The organism is Nostoc paludosum FACHB-159 (assembly GCF_014698835.1).
GTDB classification, from domain to species: domain Bacteria; phylum Cyanobacteriota; class Cyanobacteriia; order Cyanobacteriales; family Nostocaceae; genus Nostoc; species Nostoc paludosum.
Genome location: NZ_JACJTU010000009.1, coordinates 108471 through 132148, shown reverse-complemented (window position 1 = coordinate 132148; position 23678 = coordinate 108471). Strand labels below are relative to the sequence as shown.

Genomic DNA, 23678 nt, shown 5'->3' with positions numbered 1-23678 from the left:
GCTTTGCGCGTGGCTAGAGGCACAATTCATAGCGTCTGTACCAAAGTCAGGAATAGAAACTTCTAAATTACGCTTGTGAGTGCAGCTGCGGTCAAATATGTATAAATTCTGTAAAAATCAACTCAATCTTCCATAGCCGCAATCTAATATTGAGGATTACGGCCAGAATTGCAACTATTCAAATTTAAGCTGGGGCATGAGTTGGAGAGTGCCAATACCCAAATCTTTAGGTGAGAGCGATCGCGCTTCAAACAAAGCCATCATATCTCGTAATTGAGGATTCCCGCGGGAAGCTCCAGTCAGTCCTTTGGCAATGATTAAACCGCAGTAGCCTTTAGTATTTTTACACCGCTGATTCCATTTTTTCCGGGCTTCTACATGAATTGGATCTTCATCCAAAAATTCGCCAAAGAGAAATAATTCACCATTTTGAGTTTGCAATAAACCGAGGTCGTAGCGATCGCCATCAAAGGGGTCGGCACCTGGATTAAAGCAAATTGCTTTGAGTCCGCCTGTTGCTTCAATTCTTTCAATTACAGTTTTAGCCTTAGGCCGAGAAGTTTGAATTAAAATCACCGGCAAACCGTCACCCACTTGTTTGATTTCGCCAGCCTTATGGTAGTTGACACCTTTACGCAGATACTCCAACATTTCCCAGGACACCACGCCTAAACTGAGAAAAGAATCTTCTGGTATCAAGTCATCTTGTAACGAGCGGAAAGTCGCAGAGCCAAGATTGTCAATTTCTTCATCCTCAACACCAAAGCCAGCCATTTCTTCTAATTCTGCTGCTAACTCCGGCATGGTAGAGACTGTCACAGCCACAGATTTAGTTGATTCTTCAGACTGCGGGGGAGAAATGCGATAGCGACGGCTGAGGGTGGGGAAAGTTTCGGAATGCAGTTGGCGTCGGTGATCGCGAAGAAAGCGGCTCAAGCTTTCAATGGCAACATACATTACTAGTGCTTCCTCATCATATAAAACAGAACGCAGCCCTTCTAAAGGGTGGATATTACCGAAAGTGGGGTCAATATCTGAAAGTGGCAAATCTGCCAAATCATCCATATCATCCTCATCTTCGTCAATTTCGTCAGCACTCTCAAAAGTGAGAAACAGACAATCTTGCTTGAGGAAAGCTTCTTCTAAACGCTCTTTTGATTCTTCATCTCTTAAAACTGCCGCTCGAAACCGCTTGAGGGATTCTTCTGAACGATAAAATAAAATCCCATACTCCATTCCCAGCATTCCCATAATGGAGGCGTAGAGCGTACCAACATCCCACTTATTAATTTCTATTGATAAAATTTGTTGTTCTTCCAAAAATTCCCAAGGTGCAGCTTGCCAAATTGCAAATGCCTTCTCTCGCAAAATTTGTGCGTACTGTGGGGGTAAGTCGGGGGTTTGGCTATCAAGGATATCAGCGAAACCGCGAAACAACTCGTCAATTAAAGGTAATTCTGGTGCATAGTCAATAGCGATATCCAAATCTTGCAGTACCCCTCGCAGGTAAAATTGGATCTCGCGGTCTTTGACTACAATTCTTTGGGGTCTAGCGGGTTTTGCTGGACTGTGGGGATGTTCCATTGCTCGCATCAAGGTGCGAACTATTGCTTCCGGGCCGATATCTGAAGCTACCACATCCATACCTCGGACAATACCTTGGGAGTAATCTACCCAAAGAATGCACTCTCCCTTAGCTTCCGAGTCTGAATGTTGGCCTGGTGATGACAACGGACGACGATCGCCCTCCCATACAGAAGGAATTTGAGTTAATTTCTTCAACCGACGACTGGTAGAGCGATTAAAACTTGTCATAGAGTAACTTAATCAAAAGAAGCAATTTAGGAAGTAAACTTTTGGGGATGGCTAGCCTCGGATAAAATTTTCATGGCTGCACCAGAAGAGTGGTTGCATCTGTGGCTGCCAAAAGGCTTGAACTCCAAAAATAGAAATCGATAAAATACAGTGAGTCTCTCAATTCTAGAATAAAAATCTTTGGCCGCTTTTGACGGAGTGTTTACAATTTGGCACTTAGCGACATCTATGCCGCTAGAATGGATACAAAAACACCAAGGGCAAATCCAGAGGCAATAACAAGCCTACACAGGGTAACGCTTGGAATAATTAAGGAGTTGAAAAACCAGATGACACAAGCAACTGTGCCACAACAACGCGGAATTCTATTGAGTGAAGCCGCACTGCGCCAAGTAAAATTACTCCAAGAAAGGCAAGGCAAAGACTTGTGCTTGCGGGTAGGAGTACGCCAAGGTGGCTGCTCTGGGATGTCTTACATGATGGACTTTGAAGACACCAGTAAGATCGGCCCTCAGGATGAAGTTTTCGATTATGACGGCTTCCAAATTGTTAGCGATCGCAAGAGCCTATTATATCTCTACGGTTTAATGCTGGATTACAGCGATGCAATGATTGGCGGCGGTTTCCAATTTACTAACCCCAACGCCAGCCAAACTTGCGGTTGCGGTAAGTCATTTGGGGTGTAATATTGTCATTTGTTAGGTGTCCTTTGTCATTTTTACTTTGTCAGTTGTCATTTGTCCAAAGCAAATGACAAACGACCAATGACAAGTGACTAATGACTAATGACCAATAATTAATGACTATTGACTAAATTTAGTATGACTCAAACAGTTGAATCCCTGTTTGACACAGGTTTAGAACGTTATAAAGCTGGAGAACCAGTAGAATCTTTAATTCCTGTGTTTAAAGAAGTGTGCGATCGCGCTCCCAAAACTAGTTCGGCTTGGATTTGTTTAGCGTGGTTATATCTACTCAATAACAAACCCAGCCTGGCTTACAAAGCTGCAAATAAAGCAGTCAAGTTAAATCCACAAGACCCACAGGCAAGAATTAATCTTGCCCTCGCAATGCTGGAAACAGGTCAAAAAGGTTTGCGAGAACACATCGACTTTGCACAACAGTTGATTTTTGTCAACGAAGAATGGGCAGATGAAATAAAAAATAGTATTGAAGATGGTTTAACCAGGAAACCAGATTGGCAGAGTTTGATCAAAGTCAAAAAATGGCTGTTTGAAGAGTAGGGAATGGGGCATGAAGAGGCAGGGGAGGCATGGGAAGAATAAGTTTCAACTGTGAACTCCTCAGTCATCAGTAAACACTTCCAATGCGCTATTTGGCTAATGCCCCATTCCCAATGCCCAATGCCCAATGCCCCATACCCTAATGCCCAATCTCCAATCTCTAGTATCCAGTCCCCATCGCGATCATGAAAGATAAGTTATTAAATTGGCTAAACCTGGTTTTAGTGGCAGATGTGTTTTTAGTTTTGTTTGGCTTTGGTTGGTTAGCGATCGCGGCGATCGGCGATGCTGCGGGAGTCAACCTGGGTTTAGATTTGTGGCATCAATTGTGGCAACCCTTATTTAACCCGGCAATTGGTATCCTAATGGGCGGTGCCATTCTTAGCGGTATTATCAATTGGGTTTCCAGAAAATTTTTCTCTTCTAGTCAATAGTCAGGAGACTGGGGATTGGGCATGGGGCATTGGGCATTGCTTATTGATTATTCTCCGCGTCCCCGCGTCTCCCCATCTTCCCACTCCCTACTCCCCAATCACTATTTAAGAATTTCTTTTAGCGCTGATTGTAAATTAGAATAACGGTACTCAAAGCCAGTTTCTACGGTGCGCTTGGGTAAGACTTTTTGACCTTCTAAAACTACTATTGCCCCGTCTCCTAAAAGTGCTTCGATGGCAAAACCAGGAACGGGTAACCAAGAAGGACGGTGCATCACTTCTCCTAAAGAATGGCTTAAGTCTGCCATCCGCACTGGGTTAGGGGCTGTGGCATTATACACCCCTTCGATTTCTGGTTTGGTTAAAGCTTGCATAATCAGGTTAACTAAGTCATCTACGTGAATCCAAGAAAACCACTGACGACCGGTGCCAATGGGGCCGCCAGCAAAAAGCTTAAATGGTGGAATCATTTTAGCTAAAGCACCGCCGTTGCCTAAAACAATACCGAAACGCAGAATTACTAAGCGCACACCAGCGTCTTTTACTTTTGTAGCTTCTGCTTCCCAAGCTTGGCAGACTTGGGCGAGAAAATCGTTACCAGATAAACTTGTTTCATCAAAGGTAGCCGTTTCGCTGGTGCCGTAGTAACCAATAGCCGAAGCATTCACTAATACAGTTGGTTTTGGATTAACAGTGGCTATCGCTTCCACGATTTTTTGTGTGCCTAACTTCCGACTATTGAGGATTTCTTGCTTGCGTTCTGGTGTCCAGCGTCCCTCACCAATGGGTTCTCCTGCCAAATTAACTACCGCATCACAAAGGGCGATCGCACTTTGCCAAGAACCGGATTCAGTCGGCGTATAAGCAACAATTTCCAGATTAGGGAAAGCCCCAGATGGAAAAACTTTTTGAGCAAAAGTGGTGTTCCGAGTTAACACCAGTATTGTGTGCCCTTCCCGGTGGAGTCGTTGTATCAAACAACTACCAACAAACCCTGTTGCTCCAGTAACTGCTACTTTCATTTTTTACCTCTGCCAAAGCCTCATTTTAAAGTTTTTTATCAAATTTTAAGCTTACGTTACAAGGCAGCAAAGTTATAGTCTCTGTCCCAGACAACTCCTTGCAACCAATCTCGGTATAAATTTTTATTTTTCTTCATCAATGAATCTATTGCCTGCCAAACCCTCAAAACAAGAGGGCAAAGGGACAACAGTGAAGAAAATGGGAAGACAAGGAAAATAGAGCACAAGGCCAAAGACTTGCTGCAACTTTCTCTTCCTTGTCCGCTTGTGCCCTTGTCCCCTTGTCCTCTTCGGTCACATGCTTCGGTATTATAAGATGGACGGAGTGTTGCAAGGCGTGGGGCTATTATGGGTCGCTATACCTGTTCATTTCTTGTTTCTGTTCCTAGTGACCATCTCCAGCCGTTACTTGTAGAACTTCTACAGGACTGTCAGTTGGATGTTCAATACCAGACAGGCGATTATATTATCGCTCGTGAGTTTCCTGGTAATGTTCCTTTTTCTAAATTAGTCACAGTGGAAGTACTGATTGACAAATCAAAAAGTACTGAAACAGAAACCCGGATGAGTATTGTGATTAAAAATGAAGAATTGCCACTGCAAGTCGATAATTACTGTCGACAAATGTTTGAATTCATCAAGCAGGCGATCGAAAGTAGCCGTCATTGGCATTTGATTGAAATTCTTGCTGGATAACTTTGATGCTAATTATTGAGAATCCCACAGCCCAAAGCTGTGGGATTCTCAAACTTTTATTGATGAGCTTTCCACTTTAATGGTTGTAATTCAGTCTCCTAAATCTTCTAAATCCTCAGTCATACCGGGGTTTATTAATGTAATATCGTACTCACTTGAGTCTGTTTGCCCCAAACGCTGAGTATTTCTTAAGAGGTAATAAATGGCACGCACTTGAGGCCCAAAAACGATCTCGTCTTCATTTTTTAGATCGTGGGCTGGCATCTTGCGTCCATTAATCATCAAACCGTTGGAACTAGGCTTTCCTTTGGCATCGCCATCTACTATTCGGTAATAGTAGCTATGACTATTATGCTCTCGTGGCAACCTCACTAATGTGGCATGACGGCGAGAGACAAACTGCGACATCAAACGGATATTACATTCGCGGTCTCTACCAATAGAATAGACGGGCTGCTCTAAAGAAAATTCCTTGCGACCTTGATCGTCTTCAATAATCAGTAGATGGTTTTCATTGATTTCTGCTGCCATTGACAAATCGTTGCTAAAATCGGTGGAACTTTGATTAATCAAGATTTGTTTAGTATCATATCTTACCATTCTCACGCACCGTAGTTTGTGGTGGCTATTTAAATCAGCTTTAAAACTGCATAATACCTTGAAAGAGTAGAACATGGCCGTTCTACTCGTCATTAGTCATCGGTCATTAGTTATTGGTCATCGGTCATTTGTGAATAACCAATCCCCAATACCTCATACCCAATGATCTTTTACGGATGATGAGCCAAGCGCCGTAATAATATTGAGTTTGTAACGACGCTAACAGAGCTAAAAGCCATTAACGCGGCAGCACCCGATGGGTTAAGAACAAAACCAATACTAGGGAGTAAAACACCTGCTGCTAAAGGAATACCAACTGTATTATATGCAAAAGCCCAGAATAGATTCTGGCGAATTTTGTTGAAGGTAGCGCGACTGAGTTGAATAGATTCGACGACATCATTTAGGCGATCGCGCATTAGCACAATTTCAGCAGTTTCCATCGCCACATCTGTCCCAGAGTACAAAGCAATTCCAACATCGGCTTGGGATAAAGCTGGAGCATCGTTGATGCCATCGCCAACCATTGCGACAAAGGATTGGGGATTGGGCATGGAAAGAGGCAGAGGAGCAGAGGGGCAGAGGGGCAGAGGGGAAATACTATTGTCACTTCTCCCCTGCTCCCCTGCTCCCCTGTTCCCCTGCTTTGCAGTCCCCAGTCCCTCTTGCTGGAGAGCTTGTATTGCAGCGGCTTTTTTAGCCGGAGGGACACCTGCGATGACATCGGCGCTATCTAACCCTAATTGTTTGGCTATGGCGTTGGCTGCTTCTGGGCGATCGCCACTGAGTAGCATTACTCGTAAGCCCATGTGACGTAATTTGTCAACGGTGGTTTTGGCATCTGGTCTGAGGCGATCGCTAACAGCAATCAGTCCGGCTAAAGTTCCTCCAACTGCCACGAAAACCACTGTTTTACCAGCTGTTGCCCAATCCTCTGCTAGCTGTTGTGCAGTGACGTTCATCGCAATTCCATGCCAACTCAACCAGTCGGAATTACCCAACAGCACAACTGTACCGTCTACTACTGCTGATACCCCTAGTCCTGGTTCCGTGTGAAAGTCCACAGCTTCTGGAATCGATAACTCCTGCCGCTGTGCTTCTTGCTGAATCGCTTTTGCTAGGGGATGGTGAGTACCGCTTTCTACAGCTGCGGCTAGTTGTATTAGGGATTGGGAACTCTCAGTCCCCAGCCCCTCAATTAACAAACAATCTGTGACGAGGGGTTTACCCGTGGTTAATGTCCCGGTTTTATCAAAAACTACGGTCTTTAGCTTGTGGACTTTTTCTAAAACATCACCGCCTTTGATTAACAGACCCCGTTCTGCCCCCATACCAGTACCAACAAGAATGGCTGTTGGTGTAGCGAGTCCCAAAGCACAGGGACAGGCGACTACCATAACGGCGATCGCTAATTTTAAGCTAATTAATAGCGGGGAGTGATTAGAGACGTGATTCATCGCATCTGTACTCATTAGGGAGTGGTGAGCCATTTCCATACCCCCAGACATGGTGACATTAGGCCAGATGTGAGTGCCAAAAAAGTACCAAAAGAAAAATGTCAATACAGATGCTGTCAATACACCGTAGGTAAAGTAACCTGCTACTGTATCTGCTAGTTTTTGTACTGGGGCTTTGCGGGTTTGGGCGGCTTCTACCAGGGCAACAATTTGAGCTAAAGTTGTATCACTGCCGACACGTGTTGCTTGAATGGCGATCGCTCCTGACTGATTTAGTGTCCCGGCGGTTACTAGATCTCCCGGCTGCTTGCTCACTGGTACTGCTTCCCCAGTCAACATGGACTCATCCACTGTTGTTTGACCAGCTACCACTTCACCATCGACGGGGACTTTATCACCTGGTAGCACCTGTAACCACTCCCCAACCCGCACCTGTTCGGCGGGAATCTCTACACTAGAAGACCCAATTCCTGTTTTCTCTGGGTTGGCAATTAACCGCGCTAAGAGTGGCTGGAGTGCCAGCAATTGCCTAAATGCTGCGGCGGCGCGACCCCTAGCTTGTTGCTCTAATGTCCTTCCTAGTAAAATAAAGCCCAGCATCATTACTGGTTCGTCAAAAAAGCACTCCCAACCCATTTGGGGAAAAAGCAGCGCTACTAAACTCGCAAGGTAGGCTGTCAGGGTTCCCAATCCCACTAAGGTGTTCATGTTAGGTGCGTTTCGCCGCCACCCCAGCCAACCATCTACTATAATCACGCGGCCGGGAATTAGTATGGCGATGGTTGCTAGCCCACAGTGGAACCAGATGTTATTCAATATTGGCAATACTGAACTGCCAATATTACCAAAATGTCCACTTGCCGACAACACCAGCAACAGTGCAGCAATCAGCAACTGCCTTAGTGAAGAGTGCATTTGTTGGCGTTGTCGTTCTGCTGGGTCTGTTAATTTAGATATCTCGCCTGCTATACCACTAGCTTTTCGAGGTTGAGTCGGGAATCCAACAGTAGTTAATTGCTTTGCCAGTGCATCTGCATCTACCATACCTGCTTCTGACTCTACAACTGCTACCTCTGTAGCTAGGTTCACACAGGCACTTTTGACTCCCGGATGCTGGGTTAGCTGTCGTTCAACTGCCTTCACACACCCGGCACACTTCATACCTCCAACATCTAGAATAATTTTTTCTAAAATTGGGGCAAATTCTCGGTCTACCTTCGTTTTGGGAACAAGTTGCATGGCAAGTGTTTAAATTCGCTACGAAAATTCAACGCTTGACTAAAAGCGTCTCTAATTCGAGCGTAGGCGAAATATGGAACTACGACTTAATGTCAACCATATTAAATTTATTAATTTATCGGGAAAGGCAGAGGGCTGGAGGCAGCAGTTCGACAAGCTCACCGACCAGGCAGAAGGAAATTCTGACTCCTGATCTCTGCCACGACGCCTTGGGAGTAAGGGTTTAAGACCCGCACCAAATTTTTAATTTGGTGGCTCTTGTTTAGGAAGGGTCTGAATCCCTGATCTTACAAAACCTTCTGCCTTCTGCCTTCTTCAACGTACCGCGCTGAACGTCAATCGCGGCTCCAGCGTAGATAAGTCACATAAACGATCGCTGCAACCTGCATTGGCATGAGGACAATCAGGCTTTTCCAAAAATTCTGAATTTCCAAATTAGACATGGCGCTGAAATAGCCAAAGCCCAAGAACAAGAGAAAGATCCAGATTAGATGTTTACGTTTGATACTTAGCATAGTAGTAGAATTCAGAATTTTTTTAACAAAAATATTTAGTTATATCTAAATATCCTTGACAAAATACGCAATAACTTAAATTACTAGTTATTCAAAAAAGAAGTTTGCCCAAAGGTGAGTTAATAAAAGAAAAATACATTTCTCCAGCCTGTGATAACTTATACAAGCGGATAATATAGTAAGTCAAAACTAAAAATAGCCCTATAAATAATTTGTAACTTTCTTTGTTTTAATAGATGACATAAAATGCCATAATCCGGCGTTTTGTGAGTAGTTCCACAGTAATATGAACTGCCACAATCCCAAAACTGGCAAATAAAAGCGGGCCGAATAAATTTTCTGCTACCGCTTGACCCAAATTTCCTTGGTTAATATTAGACACTATGAGGGATACTCCTCAACTGTAAATGACATCCTAGATTCTAATGTAGTTATTCTTACTTGCCATCTGCATATCTCTCACAGTAATAAATTGTCAAATTTCAACCTTCATGCTATTGACTGTTGAAGGTTAACAGTTAACCTTCAACAGCCAAGACAGAAATATTTGCTGCGTTAAATGGGCGACAGTTTATATAACTTCACACAGTAACCCCAGTGTGAAAAATAACTTTCTAGAACCAACCTTGTTTATTCACAAAGTAGGTGTTGACAAATTCTTCAGGAGATTTATTCAAGTAGATCATGCCTTCAATTAAGCCTACAAGTTGCATAATCAATAAGGCAACGCCGTAGGTGAAAGAACCGCCCACTACGGAAATCACCAACATGATAAAGCCTTCTGGGGCATATCCGAGAATAAACTTATGAACGCCAAATCCTCCCAAGATAATGCCACAGTAACCAGCTAGAAGTTGTTTGGTAGGATGACTGGGATTGAGATTTGCCATATTAGTGCTGCTCCTTAATTAGTGAAGTATAAAAATAAAGTCTTTATTGTAATAAAAGTAAGTAAATATATTTGCTAAACAAATATATTTTTAAGTTTTTAAGTATGAATAAGCGCCAGGATAGAAACCACAATCATCGTGCTTCTAGTCTAGAAAAGACCTTGGCAAGATCGGACATCAAATGTCTTAAAAATTTGTAGTTCCTTGAGAGCTTTTGGTGGATTTGATTACAAACCCTGGTGCGGCAATTGTGCAGATTTTCTGGCAAGGCATTTATTCTCGATGGGAATTAACCCTAATTATCAGAAATAACTGCTATGCACACCACTTTTTACAAATCCATCAGTATTATTTCCGGATTTTTTTACGATCGCAGCAATCACAAGTATTGGTTGTGTGGCTAGTACAAATGCAAGATTGTAACTCCTGTTTAGTTATCAATCACTACTTGCACAAGTGCAAACAAGATTTGCAATCCAATTAATTACAGACACAAATAACTGTGTAAGCCAATTAAAATCTCGAAAATGGCTAAAATTACCCTATGAGAATAAATGCTTAGCTCGATAGTTTGTTGTCTATATCCAGAACATTATTTAATTTGCTTTTGCCTTTGTTTGGCTTTTAGCGAGTATTTATCCTTACAACCAATTATAACCAGTAAATTGTTGCTATCTATGGAGATAAAATCAGATATTTCCATTTTTAGCAACCGTACATTGCTAGTATTAATTGCTGCCAAGTACAAAAAGACTTAATAATGTACCACTATTCCAGAGGCTGTGGAGGAGTATGGGAGCGAGGAGATTGCGCGATCGCGTGTAGACTACGCCCAATACAATGCCCAATGCTGTGAGTGGGAGAATTTCTGATAGGCTCAGGTGAGCGATGGCAAACAACAGACTACTGATAATAATTGATGCCCACACGGGTAAATAGCCAGTGAGAGAGGGTAACAAAAAGCCGCGAAATAGAAGTTCTTCAAAAAATGGAGCCGCGATCGCCGCTGTAAAGAAAAATATGCCAAGCGCTACAGTATCTTGGCTTTCGAGGGCTAATTGCAACAGTGGATTGCTACCACCTTGTCCTTGCCAAAGTTGTTGATTAATTAAAGATACTACTACAACTATAGGTAAAGCAGCGCAATAGCCCCCCAATCCCCACAAAAACCACTTATCTTGAAAACGGAAGCGAAACCAGAGTTCTGGTAATGGAAAAAAGCGTTTAATAGACAAATACAGTACTAACAAAGCTCCTGATGCTACCAGTACGTAACTAACTAAAACTGAAAAAGCTTGGAGTCGCACATCAGTCACCGGACGCGGGATGGGGAGCAGCGATAGTAGTGCGGGTACAAAAAGTTGTCCCATGAAGAAAAAGCCGACGACAAAAACCTGCAAAACCGTTTCCACATCCCAAGGCGTTGACCAAGCTAAATCAGCATTTTGAGCTAATAAAGAGGTTTTTCCTTTGAGTAAGCGTTGAGCAAACAAGAAAATCAGCAGTATTAGACCAATTAATGCCGCCAAAGTCGGAATAGTACCAATAAGTGCTAACTTCAACACTGCACTAGTAGCAGCTTCTTGTTGTGCCGCTTTAACTTCCGCTAGAGCTTCTTCTCGCTGCTGGAGTTGATATAGCTGAACCAAAGCAGTAGAGCGAAACCAACCTTCTAAATTCTTTTGAATCGGTTGTTGAGCATCGGGGAGCAGCCGGGGAGGATTGCTCCACAACCCACTCAATACAGCAGCAGTTTTCCCAAATTCTGGATTGATATCTGAGCGCTTTTGTAATTCGCTCCAAGTTTTGAGGGCTGCATCCGTTTGTCCTTGCTGTGCTTGTAAAATTCCCAGTCGCAAGTCTAATTCAGCTAGTAATTTTTGTAATTCCCTAAAGGACTTCTGTAACTGTTGCTGCTGTCCTATTTGAGAAGTTTTAGTAGTAGGAGAAACATCCGGTAAAGGCTTAGGAGGTGTGGGAGTTATTTCAGATTGAGAGCGCAACTGTGCAAGTTTGTTGTTAACTTTTTCCAAATTAGTTTGAACAGATTGACGCGCTTCTTGATACTGCTTTGTAGCGCTTTCTAGGGGTTGCTCGCCAAGTATCGCGCCTCGAATCGTCTGGAGGTTGTCATCGCTGCTATTTTGCGATCGCCAAGCTTGGGCTTGTAGAGCGATATTAGTTTGGTACAGTTCTAAGCGGCTTTGAAACTGAGGTTCTTGCCAACTACCGAATAAAGACAAAACTGCCAACAGAACTGCCATTGGCGTCATAATGAAAACTAAAATCAACCGCTTGAGTGTCATCTATACCTCTTTTACCGTACTCAGTGCTGAGTTAGGAGTTAGGAGTTAGGAGTTAAGAGTTATTCTTTCCACACTCTCCATCTTCTCATCTCCCTCATCCCCGCGTCCCTTCTCTTTACGTCCCCTTGGGAATTATCGCAAGAAAAAGTCAGAGGTGGATAGATATTATCAATATTATGAGTCTGCGATGTCTACGACGGGCTACGCCTACGCACCCGCTATGTTAAATTACAACCCATTGCACTGCTTACCTTCTGCCGAGGATTTGCCCGATTCTGACGATGAACCTGTCGATAATCAACTACAACACTTGATTCCCGGCTTGCTAGAAGCCATCTTAGCTTGCCTGTGGACAAACCGCATGGATTGGTTTTTTGGCGTTGATATGGGGATTTATTACGATCCCGAACTACCTCCAATTGTCCCAGATGGGTTTTTAAGCTTAGGAGTCGAGCGAGTTTTTGATGATAACTTGCGTTTAAGTTATGTGTTGTGGGAAGAAAAGGCGATGCCAATTATGGCATTAGAAGTTGTTTCTCACAGACGGCGTGGAGAATACACCAGCAAAAAGAAACTTTATGCTGAGATGGAGATTTTGTATTATGTTGTCTACAATCCCCAACGCCGGAGAAAACCGCCTTTAGAGGTTTACCGTTTTGTAAATGGCGAATATGTATTGCAACCTGGAAATCCAGTTTGGTTACCAGAAATAAATTTAGCAATTGGCTACGAACGCGGAACTTATCAAGGAATTACGCGAGATTGGTTGTATTGGTATGACGCGCAAAAAGTCAGATATTTGACACCAGAAGAACGGGCTATTGTTGCAGAACAACGTGCTACTACTGCCGAACAACGCGCTCAAAGATTGGCAGAAGAATTGCGAAGGTTGGGGATAAATCCAGATACTTTGAGTTGATTTGGTGAGGGGGCGATCGCTCTGTTTATACTCTTATTAATAACTAATTCTATAACGCGAATTATGAATATTTAAAGTAATTGAACGTAAGATAATACAAGCGTTCAAATATTTCTGTTTTGCCATTGTTTAGGATTACGTTTGACGTGGTAGCAAGCAATTACAGTGATGACATTTTCTTCTACAACATAAATAACACCATAGGGAAACCTACGTATTAATGCTCGTCGTGCTTGCCGATACACCACAGGATAAGCTAAAGGCTTACGACCGATTAAAGCTAAACAGCTATCAACCGCACGTACAAATTCTGAACCTAATCCAGAATCGCGTTGCTCGTACCATTCAAAAGCATCTTGAATATCTAATTCTGCTTCTGGACTAATTATTAACTGATAGCTCATTCAGATAAACCTAGTCTTTGCTTGACTGATTGCCAGCTTGAACCTCGGTTTGGGTCTTGGCGATGCATTTCCAAACGTCTATCTAATTCTTGTTTTTGCTCATCGTTTAGAGGAACTTCATCTGGTGTAGCAAGAATACTGTCCCATAAATCTTCGGCAAGTTGTATGCGTTCTGATACACTGAGTTCAGAAATATCTACTTTTAATATTGGGTGCATATTCTTTGTTAATTTAGTTGCTCAATGTAGTCTTATTTTAAATTATAAATTACTTATATTATTCCCAATAAAATAAAGCCTCAAGTTTACCGGCAAGATAAATCAGCGACGAACTAACCTATCCGCTTTTGCACCCAAGTGCGAAATGATTTAAGCAAAGCAATTTCCCCACTTGTTTTACTCTGAGCAATAAATCTACTTATCTCACTAACTGAAACTATAGGAAAGGCAATACTAGACTCACACTCAACATATTGCCCTTCTACCAACTGATAAAATTTCAAATCTTGTCCGTTATATCTCCAGAGTTCATTTACACCTAATGCTGCGTAAATATCAAATTTATTAACTGAACTGCTAGTGATGTCAATCTCAATTGCTAAATCAGGTGGCGGATCTGTTTCTAAATTTAGTTTTTCCTTACCTCTAATAGCTGCTTCATTCTGGATATAATAACAAGTATCTGGTTCTATTCCCTTCTTTGCAATTCTTCGTTTCAATGTTGTTGAACCAGCACTTCTGACTTCAATATCTAATTCTTCAGCTAAAGCAATGATGAAATTACCAAAATTGCTTTTAGGGTTTTCATGCTCAAACAGTGGTGTCATAATTTCTAAAGTGCCACAGTCATAAGCAAACCGAGAACCTCTATCCTCGCCTGTCTCTTGAAGCAAGGCTTCAAAGGTTTCCCAGCTAATGTTGTATAGGACTGTTCTTTGTTCAGCAGGTGTTGATTGGACAAGCATATCTTCTCGGAAATAATAAGCTATTAATTAGAATTGTGAATAATGTATATTTTACTCTAATTTACCTTGTACCCAAGCGCGGAAAGATTCCACTAAATCTACTTCATCCATAGTTTTACTTTGCTGGATAAATCTATTCATATCGCTAACAGAAACTAAAGGAAAAGCATTACTAAAATTAATCTCAATATACTGACTTTCTACTAACTGATAAAATTTCACAACTTCACCGTCATATCTCCACAATTCTCCTACACCTAAAGCCGCATAAATATTAAATTTATTAACAGAACTACTAGTAATATCAATTTCGACTGCCAAATCAGGTGGTGGGTCTGTTCTTAAATCTAATTTTTGTTTACCTCTAATTGTTGGTTCATTTTGAATATAATAGCAACTATCGGGTTCTATTCCTTTGCTTATTGGTTGACGTTTTAATGTTGTAGAACCAGCACTTCTAATTTTAATTTTTAATTCCACTGCTAACGCGAATATCAATCTGTCAAACTGAATTTTAGGGTTTTCATGTTCAAAAAGTGGTGTCATAATTTCTAAAGTGCCGCAGTCATAGGCAAAGCGAGAACCTCTATCCTCACCCGTATCTCTCAGTAAGGCTTCAAAGGTTTCCCAGCTAATGTTATATAGCACTGTTCTTTGTTCAGCAGGCAGTGACTCGACAAGCATACTAAAATACTTCTTCTGTCAGAATATTAGATAGATAAAATTCCTAAAATTTTACCTATGTCACTAATATAATGTTCACCTAAATCAATTTCAACTACTTGCCCAATCAGCTTTAAAAATTTCCAAGTGGTTCCAGTGGTGACAGTACCATAAATTGTTTTAATGTTATTTCCTTCACGTTCATTAAACAATTTAGCTGCTAACATCTCTGCAACCGAAGCTTTTTCTAATTTTGTCAAGAGTAAAGTCAGTGTAAGACATTTTAGCTACTCCTGTAAATAATCCAGGTAGTGAAATTGTGCCAAATATTATTACTTAATAATTGACACAATCAGTATCTAAACATTGTCTACTTTTAACTAGAGAATTCAGCAAAAAAGTCTAGGGTTTCCTTTAGTGCTTTGATGAAAATATCAATTTCTTCACGGGTGTTGTAGAACGATAAACTGGCCCGTGCGCTTGCAGGAATTCCTAAGTAGCGGTGTAATGGTTGAGTGCAATGGTGTCCAGAACGAATGGCAACGCCTTCTTGATCTAATAATGTAGATAAGTCGTTGGCGTGGACTCCTTCGGCTGTAAATGTAGCTAAGGCGGCTCTACCTTCACCTTGAGCGTTTGGCTTGGGGCCGTAAAGTTTAATTTGGGGAATTTGCTCTAATTGTTGGAACAAGTAAGCGGTTAATTCAGCTTCGTAGGCGTGGATTTTATCCATGCCGATATTACTAAGATAATCTACAGCAGCACCTAGAGCGATCGCTTCCCCAATTGCAGGCGTACCAGCTTCAAATTTATGCGGTAATTCTGCATAAGTTGAGTGGTCTAAATACACCTCTGCAATCATTTCACCACCGCCAAAAAATGGTGGCATTGATTCTAATAATTCCAACTTGCCATATAAAAATCCAATGCCAGTTGGAGCGCACATTTTATGGCCGGAAGCAACCAACCAATCACAATCTATTTTTTGGACATCAACCGGAAAGTGAGGAACACTTTGACAAGCATCGACTAAGAATTTCGCACCGTATCTGTGAGCAATACTAGCAATTTCTTGCACTGGATTAATACAACCCAAAGCATTAGAAATATGTACTACTGACACCAGTTTTGTTTTATCAGAAATCAGCTTTTTAAACTGCTCTAAATCAAAAGTTTGTTCTGGTGTCAGTTCAACAAATTTCAACACCGCGCCAGTTTTTTGTGCCACCAATTGCCACGGCACAATATTACTGTGGTGTTCCATCACTGAGAGAATAATCTCATCTCCCGGCTGTAAATTATTCATTCCCCAACTGTAAGCGACTAAATTAATCGCCTCACTAGCGTTGCGGGTGTAGACAATTTCTTGACGCGATGCAGCGTTAATAAATTTAGCAACTTTGTCTCGCGCAGCTTCATAAGCATCGGTAGCCTTAGCACTGAGAGTATGGGCACCACGATGCACATTGGCATTATATTGCTCGTAATAATTCCGCAGGGTATTTAATACGAGTAAAGGCTTTTGGGATGTTGCAGCATTATCGAGATAAACTAGGGTTTTCTCATTGACTTCCTGATGCAAAATCGGGAAGTCAGCACGAACTTTATCAGCAAGGGTTTTAGTAGTGGTGAAAGTCATTGGTAGATTTAGTAATTAATCAAAAGAATTCGTAATTCGTAATTCGTAATTCGTAATTATTACTCCACGACTAAAGTCGGGGAAGCAAAAATTAATTAAGAATTATGTTGTTTATCTCCATCAATAAATTGAGGGACTTGTACAATCAATTACGAATTACGAATTACGAATTACGAATTATTCAGTCGTTAGTTAGAGACTTGAGACTATTGACTGTGTTTAGTAATATTTCCCTGAGAGAGGGAACGGGTATTTGGTTGATAATTTCAGCAGCAAAGGCGTTAATTAACAATTTACGCGCATCGTTTTCATCAATTCCCCGGCTTTGGAGGTAGAAGATTTCATCATCCTCCAATTGACTGACGGTGGCGCCGTGAGCGCATTTGACGTTATCCGCAGTAATTTCTAATTGCGGTTTCGTATCGACTCTGGCTTTTGATGATAGCAGCAAATTCCGATTTAACTGAGCTGCATCTGTGAGCTGCGCCGGCTTGGGCACAAAAACTTTACCATTAAACACTGCATGAGCGCGATCGCCGACAATACACTTATGTAACTGTTTGCTTGTACCATAAGGATAATTCAGAGCGATCGCACTGTGAGTATCCGCTAACTGTTTGCCAGAAATCATCGTCAACCCATTGAGAGTAGTTTGGGTTTGTTCGCCAGTTTGCAAAACTTCCAAATTGTGGCGCGATAATTTGCCACCGAAAGTTATCGCATGACAAGTATATCGGCTATCACGGGACTGAGCGATCGCAGTTTTCCCAATATGAAAGGCCTCTCCAGTTTCTCGCTCAACTCTAGTGTGACTCACCTCGGCATTTTCACCAAGCCACACTTCCGTTACCGCATTCGTAAATCTCTCCTTCTCTGTGTCCTCTGCGCCTCTGCGGTTCGTATACTCCTCCACCAAAGTCACCTGCGAACCACCTTCCGCCACCACCAAACAACGCGGCTGTGAAATCGTCGCACTCTCACCCGTAACCGCAACAAACACCAAATGAATTGGCGTCTCAACTACCACATTTTTCTTCACCCAAACCACCGCTGCATCAGTGATTCCAGCAGTATTGAGAGCCGTAAAAACTTCCTGCGCTCCCTCAGCTTGAGCTAAATACTGTTGTACAGCTTCCTGTTCAGCTACAGATAACCCAGCCAAATTACTCACCACTACTCCAGGCGGTAAATCTTTGACTGCGGATAATTCCGGCGCGTAAAGGCCATTGACAAAAACCAAACGACTGTTAGCTGCTTCTGGCAAAATCTCCGCTAGAGACGTTACATCTAACGTCTCTACATTAAATTGCACTTGTCGCAGAGCAGATAAATCTGTAAATCGCCATTCTTCTTCGCGGGTGTTGGGAATAGTAGAGTGGCGTACCACATTAGCGGCGCTTTCACGTAAAGCTTGCAACCACCCTGCGGTTTTTGATGCGGTTACTTGATTTAACAAGCCAATTAAATACGCATCTTTATCCAACAGAGTCGCTGTCAAACTTACTGCATCCGAGTTAGGAATTGGACTAGGAGAAACTTGAATACTCATCAGATACTCGTAAAATCATTTAGAATGTTAAGCGGCGCTAGAATTAAAAATCCCTATGAGGGATTGAAACAGCTGCGAATTCTGCCAGCACCCAGTCATAACCGCGAGACTCCAATTCTAGTGCCAACTCTTTCCCGCCACTGGTGAGAATCCGCCCGTTTGCCATGACATGAACAAAATCTGGCACTATATAATCGAGTAAGCGTTGGTAGTGGGTAATTAAAATCGTGGAATTTTCTGGAGTTGCCAGTTGATTTACGCCATTGGCCACAATTCTCAGCGCATCAATATCTAAACCCGAATCAGTCTCATCCAAAATTGCCAACTTCGGTTCTAATAGCGCCATTTGCAGAATTTCATTCCGCTTTTTCTCACCACCAGAAAATCCTTCATTCAAACTTCTATTGAGGAAAGCGGCATTCATTTTTACCACTTCCAGCTTTTCCTCAATTAAATCGTCAAAATCAAACGCGTCTATTTCTTCTAAACCCTGTGCTTTGAGCCGGGAATTGTACGCCACCCGCAAGAAATCCAAATTGCTCACACCAGGAATTTCTAACGGATATTGGAAAGCCAAAAATACACCACTTCTGGCGCGTTCCTCTGGTTCCAACTCCAGCAGATTTTGTCCTTGGAAAATCACTTCGCCGCCAGTCACCTCATACGCCGGATGTCCAGCCAACACCTTAGAAAAGGTACTCTTACCAGAACCATTCGGCCCCATGATCGCATGAATTTCACCCGATCGCACCTCCAGGTTCACACCCTTTAAAATCGGTGTCCCATCAACATTAGCCGTCAGATCCCGTACCGACAGCACAACTTCACTATTTTCAATAATCATCTTCTCTCCCTTCTCCTTCTCTGCGCTCTCTGCGCCTCTGCGGTTCGTTATTCTTCCAGAGATGAACACTAAATCCGTGTCCATCCCTGCTTCCATCTATCCAACACTGCCTTCCAACTTCAAACTCAACAACTTATCAGCTTCCACAGCAAATTCCATCGGTAGCTGATTGAAAACATCCTTACAGAAGCCGCTAATCATCATGGATATAGCATCTTCTGAAGAAATACCCCGTTGAGCGAAGTAAAATAGCTGATCTTCCCCAATCTTGGAAGTAGAAGCTTCATGTTCTACTTTTGCAGTATTATTTTGCACCTGAATATAGGGGAAAGTATTGGCGTGGGCGTTATCCCCAATCAGCATTGAGTCGCACTGAGAATAGTTTCTCGCCCCTTTAGCAGTCGGGTTTATTTTCACCAAACCCCGGTAACTGTTACTGGATTGACCTGCGGAGATTCCCTTAGAAATAATTGTACTGCGGGTATTTTTACCAACGTGAATCATCTTTGTACCCGTATCGGCTTGCTGCATGTTATTTGTCAGCGCCACCGAGTAGAATTCACCCACAGAGTTATCACCCACCAACACGCAGCTAGGATACTTCCAAGTAATTGCCGAACCTGTTTCTACTTGAGTCCAGGAAATCTTGGAATTTACGCCCTGACACAAACCGCGCTTGGTGACAAAGTTGTAAATACCGCCTTTACCGTTAGCATCTCCAGCGTACCAGTTTTGCACGGTGGAATATTTAATTTCGGCGTTGTCTAAAGCGACGAGTTCCACCACAGCCGCGTGCAGTTGGTTGCTGTCATACATTGGCGCGGTGCAACCTTCGAGGTAGGAAACGTAGCTACCTTCTTCGGCGACAATCAAAGTCCGCTCAAATTGTCCCGTATCTCCAGAGTTGATGCGGAAGTAGGTAGACAGTTCCATCGGACATTTGACGCCTTTAGGAATGTAGACGAAGGAACCATCGCTAAATACGGCAGAGTTGAGGGCCGCAAAATAGTTGTCAGCTACGGGGACGACGCTACCCAGGTATTTTTTTACGAGTTCTGGGTGTTCCTGCAACGCTTCGGAAATCGAGCAGAAAATCACGCCGTCTTTGGCTAGCTTTTCTTTAAATGTAGTGGCAACAGAAACGCTATCAAAAATCGCATCTACAGCTACGTTAGCCAGTCGCTTTTGTTCGGATAAAGAAATACCCAGCTTTTCAAAGGTTTCCAGCAGCGTTGGATCTACTTCTTCCAAGCTGTTGAGTTTTTCTTTCTTGCGTTTTGGTGCTGAGTAATAAATAATATCTTGATAATTAATTGGCGGATACTTGACATTAGGCCAAGTTGGTTCTGTCATTTTTTGCCACTGGCGATAAGCCTTGAGGCGAAAGTCCAACATGAACTCTGGCTCGTTTTTCTTCGCTGAAATTAAGCGGATAACGTCCTCGTCTAGTCCACGAGGGATAGTATCCGTCTCAATGTCGGTGACAAAGCCGTATTTGTAAGGTTGGTTGACTAAGGTTTTGACAGTGGCACTCATCGGTAATAATCTCTCGTGTTCAGTTCAATCTCTTTAAGGATGGGAGACAAGATCTTTTGGCAACTCCCATCTGGCGTTACGGAATGGTTACACGGCTGCTAGAATGGGTGTGGGGACTAAAGCAACATAGTTGTTGTTTTATGTATCTCCATTTTACGCTAAATTAACAACAACAATGTTGTCAAAGTCAAATTTTCAGAGAAATTTTTGGGACGTTCCCGCAGCGTCTGACATCAGAAGATGGCGACTATCAACCAGTCCTCAACCAAGCAAGAAATCCTAGAGTACCTGCACAAGCACGAAAAAGCAACGGCTATTGAGTTAGCTGAAGTTTTGGAAGTAAGCAAGCAAGCGATTCGCCGTCACCTCAAAGATTTGGAGACGGAGGAGCTAGTTTTGTTTTCGATCTCAGAACAAGCTGGAATGGGGCGGCCGCAGCATGTTTATCAACTGAGTCGTCAAGGACGCGATCGCTTACATCGGACAATGAGCGATAAGTTTGGTGATGCTAGCGGTAATTTTGCGGTTTCGTTGCTCGATACTTTAGCTGAAACCGTCGGATACGACCAATTTAAATCGATTTTACAAAAGCAGTGGGAGCGTAAAGCAAAAGAATACCGCGATCGCGTGGGTAACGGTTCCCTAAAAGAACGTGTAGCCAACCTAGTAGAGTTGAGAAAAGCTGAAGGCTTCATGGCTGAGTATCACTCAGTTGATGTGCCTGACTCCTCTAGAGGCGAAAGTTTCATATTATTAGAACATAACTGCGCCATTTCCAACGTTGCTGAATCTTTCCCCACAATTTGCGGTCATGAATTACAAATGTTTGCTGCGGTTTTACCAGATTGTACTGTAGAACGCACCCACTGGATTATCAACGGCGAACACCGTTGTGGTTATTTGGTGCAAGCTTGTAATTAGTCATTAGTAATTAGTCATTGGTCATTAGTTTTTTCTTCCCCTGCTCCCCTGCCCCTCTGCCTTCCCATGCCCAATGCCCAATCAATTAAATTTTAGATAGCATTTTATGGACGTAGCACCACAGCAACCATCAACCCAATTTTTAACGTTGGAAGAGTCAGAAAAAGTAGACGCAGCTTTGTTGTCTTCCCCAGAAAAGTTTTTAACAAGATTAACAATTTCATCACTTAAACTTTTAAAATATATTGCCCAAGAGTACGGTGTTGCTATTGAAGACTTGACAACACAACAAGTAATTGCCTGGTTTGAAAAAGATGGCAAAATCCGCCGCGAGCAGGGAATTGAAGCTTCATATTTGAAGTGGTGAACTGTGGTAATAAATTTTAGTATCAGTGAAAACTAAATATACACAATATGCCGCTTATAAAAAAATTTATGTTTTTTATAAGCGGCATATTAATAGATAGGATTCAAGTTAGCGATCGCTCTAAGCTATTACACTTTTAAATTGCACAATTATTCACACTGTTGACTGCTAACGGTTAACTGTTAACTCTTAGCAGTCAACACAAAAATATCTGCAAATTAAATGCGCGACAGCTTATCTATTTATTCTTGTGACTCTGGCGTCCTGCTTTAGAGTGTTGTTCTGATGTACCTCCTTGGGTTCCCTTTTGTTCAGTATTGGAATCTTCATTATCTTGATTACGATTGCCTTTGTGGGAACTCTTGCCACCTTCACGGCCGATTTCAGCCATGTGTTCTCTATCCTGACTTACAGCTTCGCCACCTTTGTGTCCAGCTTCACGAGCTTCTTCAGATGTAAACTCATGAGCAGTACCCTTCTCATGGGCAGCCTGTCCGCCCTTGCTGGCTATTTCACGTTGCTTGTCTTCATCCATCGAAGCAAAACCACGTTTGCTTGTATCTGACATGATAATACTCCTTGTAACTAATTAAAGCTTTTGTTTTTTCAGCCAATTAAAACCTGAAATCGGTTTTCCATTACATCAATTATTGACCTTCTCAATTTAGCTACTGAAATCAGCTATATTCATGAACCTTAAGAAATAAAAAAATAAAGTTTTATTCAACTTTTGGCGTACAACTAAAGTCGTTAGTTAGTATTAAACTTACTAGTCATTTTAGAGTTAAATACTGTTAATTATTAACCGTATATTTTCTATATATATTAATTTAAAAAACTTCTACATTAAGAATGATTTATGTCTGCTAAAATGCAAGTTTTTATATTTAAATATATCTTTATATTCGTGTTGATAGGATTATTTTTAGTTAGCTGTAATTATGGAGATAACTCTAATACCCTAATCAATTCCAGCAATAGTAATCAATCAAAAAAGGATGTGAAAACTATGAAATTGGAAAGCAGTGCTTTTAACCCTAATGAATTAATTCCTGCTAAATACACTTGTGATGGAAAAGATATCTCTCCACCCCTCCTTTGGCATGAAATCCCAATAGGAACGCAAAGTATAGCATTGATTGTTGACGATCCTGATGCACCTGGACGAACATTTGTCCATTGGGTTATTTACGATATTCCAAATACAATTCACCAACTACCAGAGCATACTCCAACGGTAAAAACTCTACCCAATGGTGGAGTACAGGGCAAAAATGATTTTGGCAACTTTGGTTATGGTGGCCCGTGTCCACCAAGTGGTATTCATCGCTACTTTTTTAAACTTTATGCTTTAGATAAAAGTTTAGATTTGCCGGCAGGGGCTACAAAAAACCAAATTTTAGCAGCAATGGAAGGTCATATTTTGGCAACCTCAGAATTAATTGGGCGATACAAACGCCAGTCTTAGAGGATGTTTTAAAAGCCCTTTTTTGAGAAAGTATAACCCCCTACGTAGCCGTCACTGGCTTTTGCAAAAGGCGAGGTATATTCCCGTCTTTTTTTAAGGGAGGTTAGCAAGAAGCGATAAAGTGGCTAAAATCACAACCAACCACTTTTCAAACAACCTCTTAAATAACAAAAAAAAGCACCTTTT

26 protein-coding genes are annotated in these 23678 nt (G+C 42.1%); 8 read left to right on the top strand and 18 right to left on the bottom strand.

Annotation, left to right across the window (positions count from 1 at the left end; genetic code table 11):
• Positions 1-174 precede the first annotated feature (174 nt).
• The gene (locus H6H03_RS11685) at positions 175-1815 is read right to left on the bottom strand and encodes a DUF6930 domain-containing protein (RefSeq protein WP_190955291.1); all 1641 of its coding nucleotides are present in this window, start codon (positions 1813-1815) and stop codon (positions 175-177) included.
• 329 nt (positions 1816-2144) lie between these two features.
• Between H6H03_RS11685 and H6H03_RS11680 the strand changes: the two genes are divergently transcribed.
• The 3 genes from H6H03_RS11680 to H6H03_RS11670 all read left to right on the top strand — a co-directional run bounded on the left by H6H03_RS11680 (position 2145) and on the right by H6H03_RS11670 (position 3493).
• Positions 2145-2501, top strand: a complete 357-nt coding sequence (locus H6H03_RS11680) for an iron-sulfur cluster assembly accessory protein (protein ID WP_190955290.1) — start codon at positions 2145-2147, stop codon at positions 2499-2501.
• 135 nt (positions 2502-2636) lie between these two features.
• Positions 2637-3059: a tetratricopeptide repeat protein gene (locus H6H03_RS11675; protein WP_190955289.1), complete on the top strand. Its 423-nt coding sequence runs from the start codon at positions 2637-2639 to the stop codon at positions 3057-3059.
• A 185-nt stretch (positions 3060-3244) separates the two neighbouring features.
• Positions 3245-3493, top strand: a complete 249-nt coding sequence (locus H6H03_RS11670; RefSeq protein WP_190955288.1) for a hypothetical protein — start codon at positions 3245-3247, stop codon at positions 3491-3493.
• 101 nt (positions 3494-3594) lie between these two features.
• Here the strand turns inward: H6H03_RS11670 and thyD are convergent, their stop codons facing one another.
• On the bottom strand, positions 3595-4515 hold the full coding sequence (gene thyD / locus H6H03_RS11665; protein WP_190955287.1) for a thylakoid membrane protein ThyD: 921 nt from the start codon (positions 4513-4515) through the stop codon (positions 3595-3597).
• A 348-nt stretch (positions 4516-4863) separates the two neighbouring features.
• Here thyD and H6H03_RS11660 point away from each other — a divergent pair, with 348 nt between their 5' ends.
• The gene (locus H6H03_RS11660; protein WP_190955286.1) at positions 4864-5211 is read left to right on the top strand and encodes a hypothetical protein; all 348 of its coding nucleotides are present in this window, start codon (positions 4864-4866) and stop codon (positions 5209-5211) included.
• A gap of 90 nt (positions 5212-5301) precedes the next feature.
• Here the strand turns inward: H6H03_RS11660 and H6H03_RS11655 are convergent, their stop codons facing one another.
• The 6 genes from H6H03_RS11655 to H6H03_RS11630 all read right to left on the bottom strand — a co-directional run bounded on the left by H6H03_RS11655 (position 5302) and on the right by H6H03_RS11630 (position 12218).
• Positions 5302-5811, bottom strand: coding sequence for an FHA domain-containing protein (locus H6H03_RS11655; RefSeq protein WP_190955285.1), 510 nt, complete (start codon positions 5809-5811; stop codon positions 5302-5304).
• A 170-nt stretch (positions 5812-5981) separates the two neighbouring features.
• On the bottom strand, positions 5982-8507 hold the full coding sequence (locus H6H03_RS11650; protein WP_190955284.1) for a heavy metal translocating P-type ATPase: 2526 nt from the start codon (positions 8505-8507) through the stop codon (positions 5982-5984).
• Positions 8508-8842: 335 nt separating this feature from the next.
• Positions 8843-9022, bottom strand: a complete 180-nt coding sequence (locus tag H6H03_RS11645; protein WP_190955283.1) for a hypothetical protein — start codon at positions 9020-9022, stop codon at positions 8843-8845.
• 229 nt (positions 9023-9251) lie between these two features.
• Positions 9252-9404 (bottom strand): hypothetical protein, encoded by a 153-nt coding sequence (locus H6H03_RS11640; protein WP_190955282.1) that lies wholly within the window; start codon positions 9402-9404, stop codon positions 9252-9254.
• A 232-nt stretch (positions 9405-9636) separates the two neighbouring features.
• Complete coding sequence (locus H6H03_RS11635) at positions 9637-9912, bottom strand: TM2 domain-containing protein (protein ID WP_096534455.1); 276 nt, start codon at positions 9910-9912, stop codon at positions 9637-9639.
• Positions 9913-10640: 728 nt separating this feature from the next.
• Complete coding sequence (locus H6H03_RS11630; RefSeq protein ID WP_190955281.1) at positions 10641-12218, bottom strand: type II CAAX endopeptidase family protein; 1578 nt, start codon at positions 12216-12218, stop codon at positions 10641-10643.
• A 220-nt stretch (positions 12219-12438) separates the two neighbouring features.
• Here H6H03_RS11630 and H6H03_RS11625 point away from each other — a divergent pair, with 220 nt between their 5' ends.
• Positions 12439-13137: a Uma2 family endonuclease gene (locus H6H03_RS11625; RefSeq protein WP_190955382.1), complete on the top strand. Its 699-nt coding sequence runs from the start codon at positions 12439-12441 to the stop codon at positions 13135-13137.
• A 104-nt stretch (positions 13138-13241) separates the two neighbouring features.
• Here H6H03_RS11625 and H6H03_RS11620 read toward each other — a convergent pair whose 3' ends face one another.
• The 9 genes from H6H03_RS11620 to sufB form a co-directional block, all read right to left on the bottom strand.
• Positions 13242-13541: a type II toxin-antitoxin system RelE/ParE family toxin gene (locus tag H6H03_RS11620; RefSeq protein WP_190955280.1), complete on the bottom strand. Its 300-nt coding sequence runs from the start codon at positions 13539-13541 to the stop codon at positions 13242-13244.
• Positions 13538-13759, bottom strand: a complete 222-nt coding sequence (locus tag H6H03_RS11615; RefSeq protein WP_190955279.1) for an addiction module protein — start codon at positions 13757-13759, stop codon at positions 13538-13540. The genes H6H03_RS11620 and H6H03_RS11615 overlap by 4 nt, the downstream gene beginning before the upstream one ends.
• Positions 13760-13872: 113 nt before the next feature.
• Complete coding sequence (locus H6H03_RS11610) at positions 13873-14505, bottom strand: Uma2 family endonuclease (RefSeq protein ID WP_190955278.1); 633 nt, start codon at positions 14503-14505, stop codon at positions 13873-13875.
• A gap of 51 nt (positions 14506-14556) precedes the next feature.
• Positions 14557-15189 (bottom strand): Uma2 family endonuclease, encoded by a 633-nt coding sequence (locus H6H03_RS11605; protein WP_190955277.1) that lies wholly within the window; start codon positions 15187-15189, stop codon positions 14557-14559.
• 26 nt (positions 15190-15215) lie between these two features.
• On the bottom strand, positions 15216-15428 hold the full coding sequence (locus H6H03_RS11600) for a hypothetical protein (protein WP_242057831.1): 213 nt from the start codon (positions 15426-15428) through the stop codon (positions 15216-15218).
• Between the two features lie 116 nt (positions 15429-15544).
• Complete coding sequence (locus tag H6H03_RS11595) at positions 15545-16807, bottom strand: cysteine desulfurase (RefSeq protein WP_190955276.1); 1263 nt, start codon at positions 16805-16807, stop codon at positions 15545-15547.
• Positions 16808-16988: 181 nt separating this feature from the next.
• Positions 16989-18356: a Fe-S cluster assembly protein SufD gene (sufD, locus tag H6H03_RS11590; protein ID WP_190955275.1), complete on the bottom strand. Its 1368-nt coding sequence runs from the start codon at positions 18354-18356 to the stop codon at positions 16989-16991.
• 43 nt (positions 18357-18399) lie between these two features.
• Positions 18400-19200, bottom strand: coding sequence for a Fe-S cluster assembly ATPase SufC (sufC, locus tag H6H03_RS11585; protein ID WP_190955274.1), 801 nt, complete (start codon positions 19198-19200; stop codon positions 18400-18402).
• 96 nt (positions 19201-19296) lie between these two features.
• Positions 19297-20736, bottom strand: a complete 1440-nt coding sequence (gene sufB, locus H6H03_RS11580) for a Fe-S cluster assembly protein SufB (RefSeq protein ID WP_190955273.1) — start codon at positions 20734-20736, stop codon at positions 19297-19299.
• Positions 20737-20976: 240 nt separating this feature from the next.
• Here sufB and sufR point away from each other — a divergent pair, with 240 nt between their 5' ends.
• A complete protein-coding gene (sufR, locus tag H6H03_RS11575; protein WP_190955272.1) occupies positions 20977-21657 on the top strand; it encodes an iron-sulfur cluster biosynthesis transcriptional regulator SufR in 681 nt (226 codons plus the stop codon).
• A gap of 106 nt (positions 21658-21763) precedes the next feature.
• Complete coding sequence (locus H6H03_RS11570) at positions 21764-22024, top strand: hypothetical protein (RefSeq protein ID WP_190955271.1); 261 nt, start codon at positions 21764-21766, stop codon at positions 22022-22024.
• A 238-nt stretch (positions 22025-22262) separates the two neighbouring features.
• Here H6H03_RS11570 and H6H03_RS11565 read toward each other — a convergent pair whose 3' ends face one another.
• The gene (locus tag H6H03_RS11565) at positions 22263-22592 is read right to left on the bottom strand and encodes a KGG domain-containing protein (RefSeq protein ID WP_190955270.1); all 330 of its coding nucleotides are present in this window, start codon (positions 22590-22592) and stop codon (positions 22263-22265) included.
• 441 nt (positions 22593-23033) lie between these two features.
• Here H6H03_RS11565 and H6H03_RS11560 point away from each other — a divergent pair, with 441 nt between their 5' ends.
• Complete coding sequence (locus tag H6H03_RS11560; RefSeq protein WP_242057830.1) at positions 23034-23492, top strand: YbhB/YbcL family Raf kinase inhibitor-like protein; 459 nt, start codon at positions 23034-23036, stop codon at positions 23490-23492.
• The last annotated feature ends 186 nt before the right edge of the window (positions 23493-23678 follow it).

Coding starts and splice junctions, on each gene's coding strand:
- H6H03_RS11685 (WP_190955291.1), bottom strand. CDS start 1,815: ATGACAAGTTTTAATCGCTCTACCAGTCGTCGGTTGAAGAAATTAACT.
- H6H03_RS11680 (WP_190955290.1), top strand. CDS start 2,145: ATGACACAAGCAACTGTGCCACAACAACGCGGAATTCTATTGAGTGAA.
- H6H03_RS11675 (WP_190955289.1), top strand. CDS start 2,637: ATGACTCAAACAGTTGAATCCCTGTTTGACACAGGTTTAGAACGTTAT.
- H6H03_RS11670 (WP_190955288.1), top strand. CDS start 3,245: ATGAAAGATAAGTTATTAAATTGGCTAAACCTGGTTTTAGTGGCAGAT.
- thyD (WP_190955287.1), bottom strand. CDS start 4,515: ATGAAAGTAGCAGTTACTGGAGCAACAGGGTTTGTTGGTAGTTGTTTG.
- H6H03_RS11660 (WP_190955286.1), top strand. CDS start 4,864: ATGGGTCGCTATACCTGTTCATTTCTTGTTTCTGTTCCTAGTGACCAT.
- H6H03_RS11655 (WP_190955285.1), bottom strand. CDS start 5,811: ATGGTAAGATATGATACTAAACAAATCTTGATTAATCAAAGTTCCACC.
- H6H03_RS11650 (WP_190955284.1), bottom strand. CDS start 8,507: ATGCAACTTGTTCCCAAAACGAAGGTAGACCGAGAATTTGCCCCAATT.
- H6H03_RS11645 (WP_190955283.1), bottom strand. CDS start 9,022: ATGCTAAGTATCAAACGTAAACATCTAATCTGGATCTTTCTCTTGTTC.
- H6H03_RS11635 (WP_096534455.1), bottom strand. CDS start 9,912: ATGGCAAATCTCAATCCCAGTCATCCTACCAAACAACTTCTAGCTGGT.
- H6H03_RS11630 (WP_190955281.1), bottom strand. CDS start 12,218: ATGACACTCAAGCGGTTGATTTTAGTTTTCATTATGACGCCAATGGCA.
- H6H03_RS11625 (WP_190955382.1), top strand. CDS start 12,439: ATGTTAAATTACAACCCATTGCACTGCTTACCTTCTGCCGAGGATTTG.
- H6H03_RS11620 (WP_190955280.1), bottom strand. CDS start 13,541: ATGAGCTATCAGTTAATAATTAGTCCAGAAGCAGAATTAGATATTCAA.
- H6H03_RS11615 (WP_190955279.1), bottom strand. CDS start 13,759: ATGCACCCAATATTAAAAGTAGATATTTCTGAACTCAGTGTATCAGAA.
- H6H03_RS11610 (WP_190955278.1), bottom strand. CDS start 14,505: ATGCTTGTCCAATCAACACCTGCTGAACAAAGAACAGTCCTATACAAC.
- H6H03_RS11605 (WP_190955277.1), bottom strand. CDS start 15,189: ATGCTTGTCGAGTCACTGCCTGCTGAACAAAGAACAGTGCTATATAAC.
- H6H03_RS11595 (WP_190955276.1), bottom strand. CDS start 16,807: ATGACTTTCACCACTACTAAAACCCTTGCTGATAAAGTTCGTGCTGAC.
- sufD (WP_190955275.1), bottom strand. CDS start 18,356: ATGAGTATTCAAGTTTCTCCTAGTCCAATTCCTAACTCGGATGCAGTA.
- sufC (WP_190955274.1), bottom strand. CDS start 19,200: ATGATTATTGAAAATAGTGAAGTTGTGCTGTCGGTACGGGATCTGACG.
- sufB (WP_190955273.1), bottom strand. CDS start 20,736: ATGAGTGCCACTGTCAAAACCTTAGTCAACCAACCTTACAAATACGGC.
- sufR (WP_190955272.1), top strand. CDS start 20,977: ATGGCGACTATCAACCAGTCCTCAACCAAGCAAGAAATCCTAGAGTAC.
- H6H03_RS11570 (WP_190955271.1), top strand. CDS start 21,764: ATGGACGTAGCACCACAGCAACCATCAACCCAATTTTTAACGTTGGAA.
- H6H03_RS11565 (WP_190955270.1), bottom strand. CDS start 22,592: ATGTCAGATACAAGCAAACGTGGTTTTGCTTCGATGGATGAAGACAAG.
- H6H03_RS11560 (WP_242057830.1), top strand. CDS start 23,034: ATGAAATTGGAAAGCAGTGCTTTTAACCCTAATGAATTAATTCCTGCT.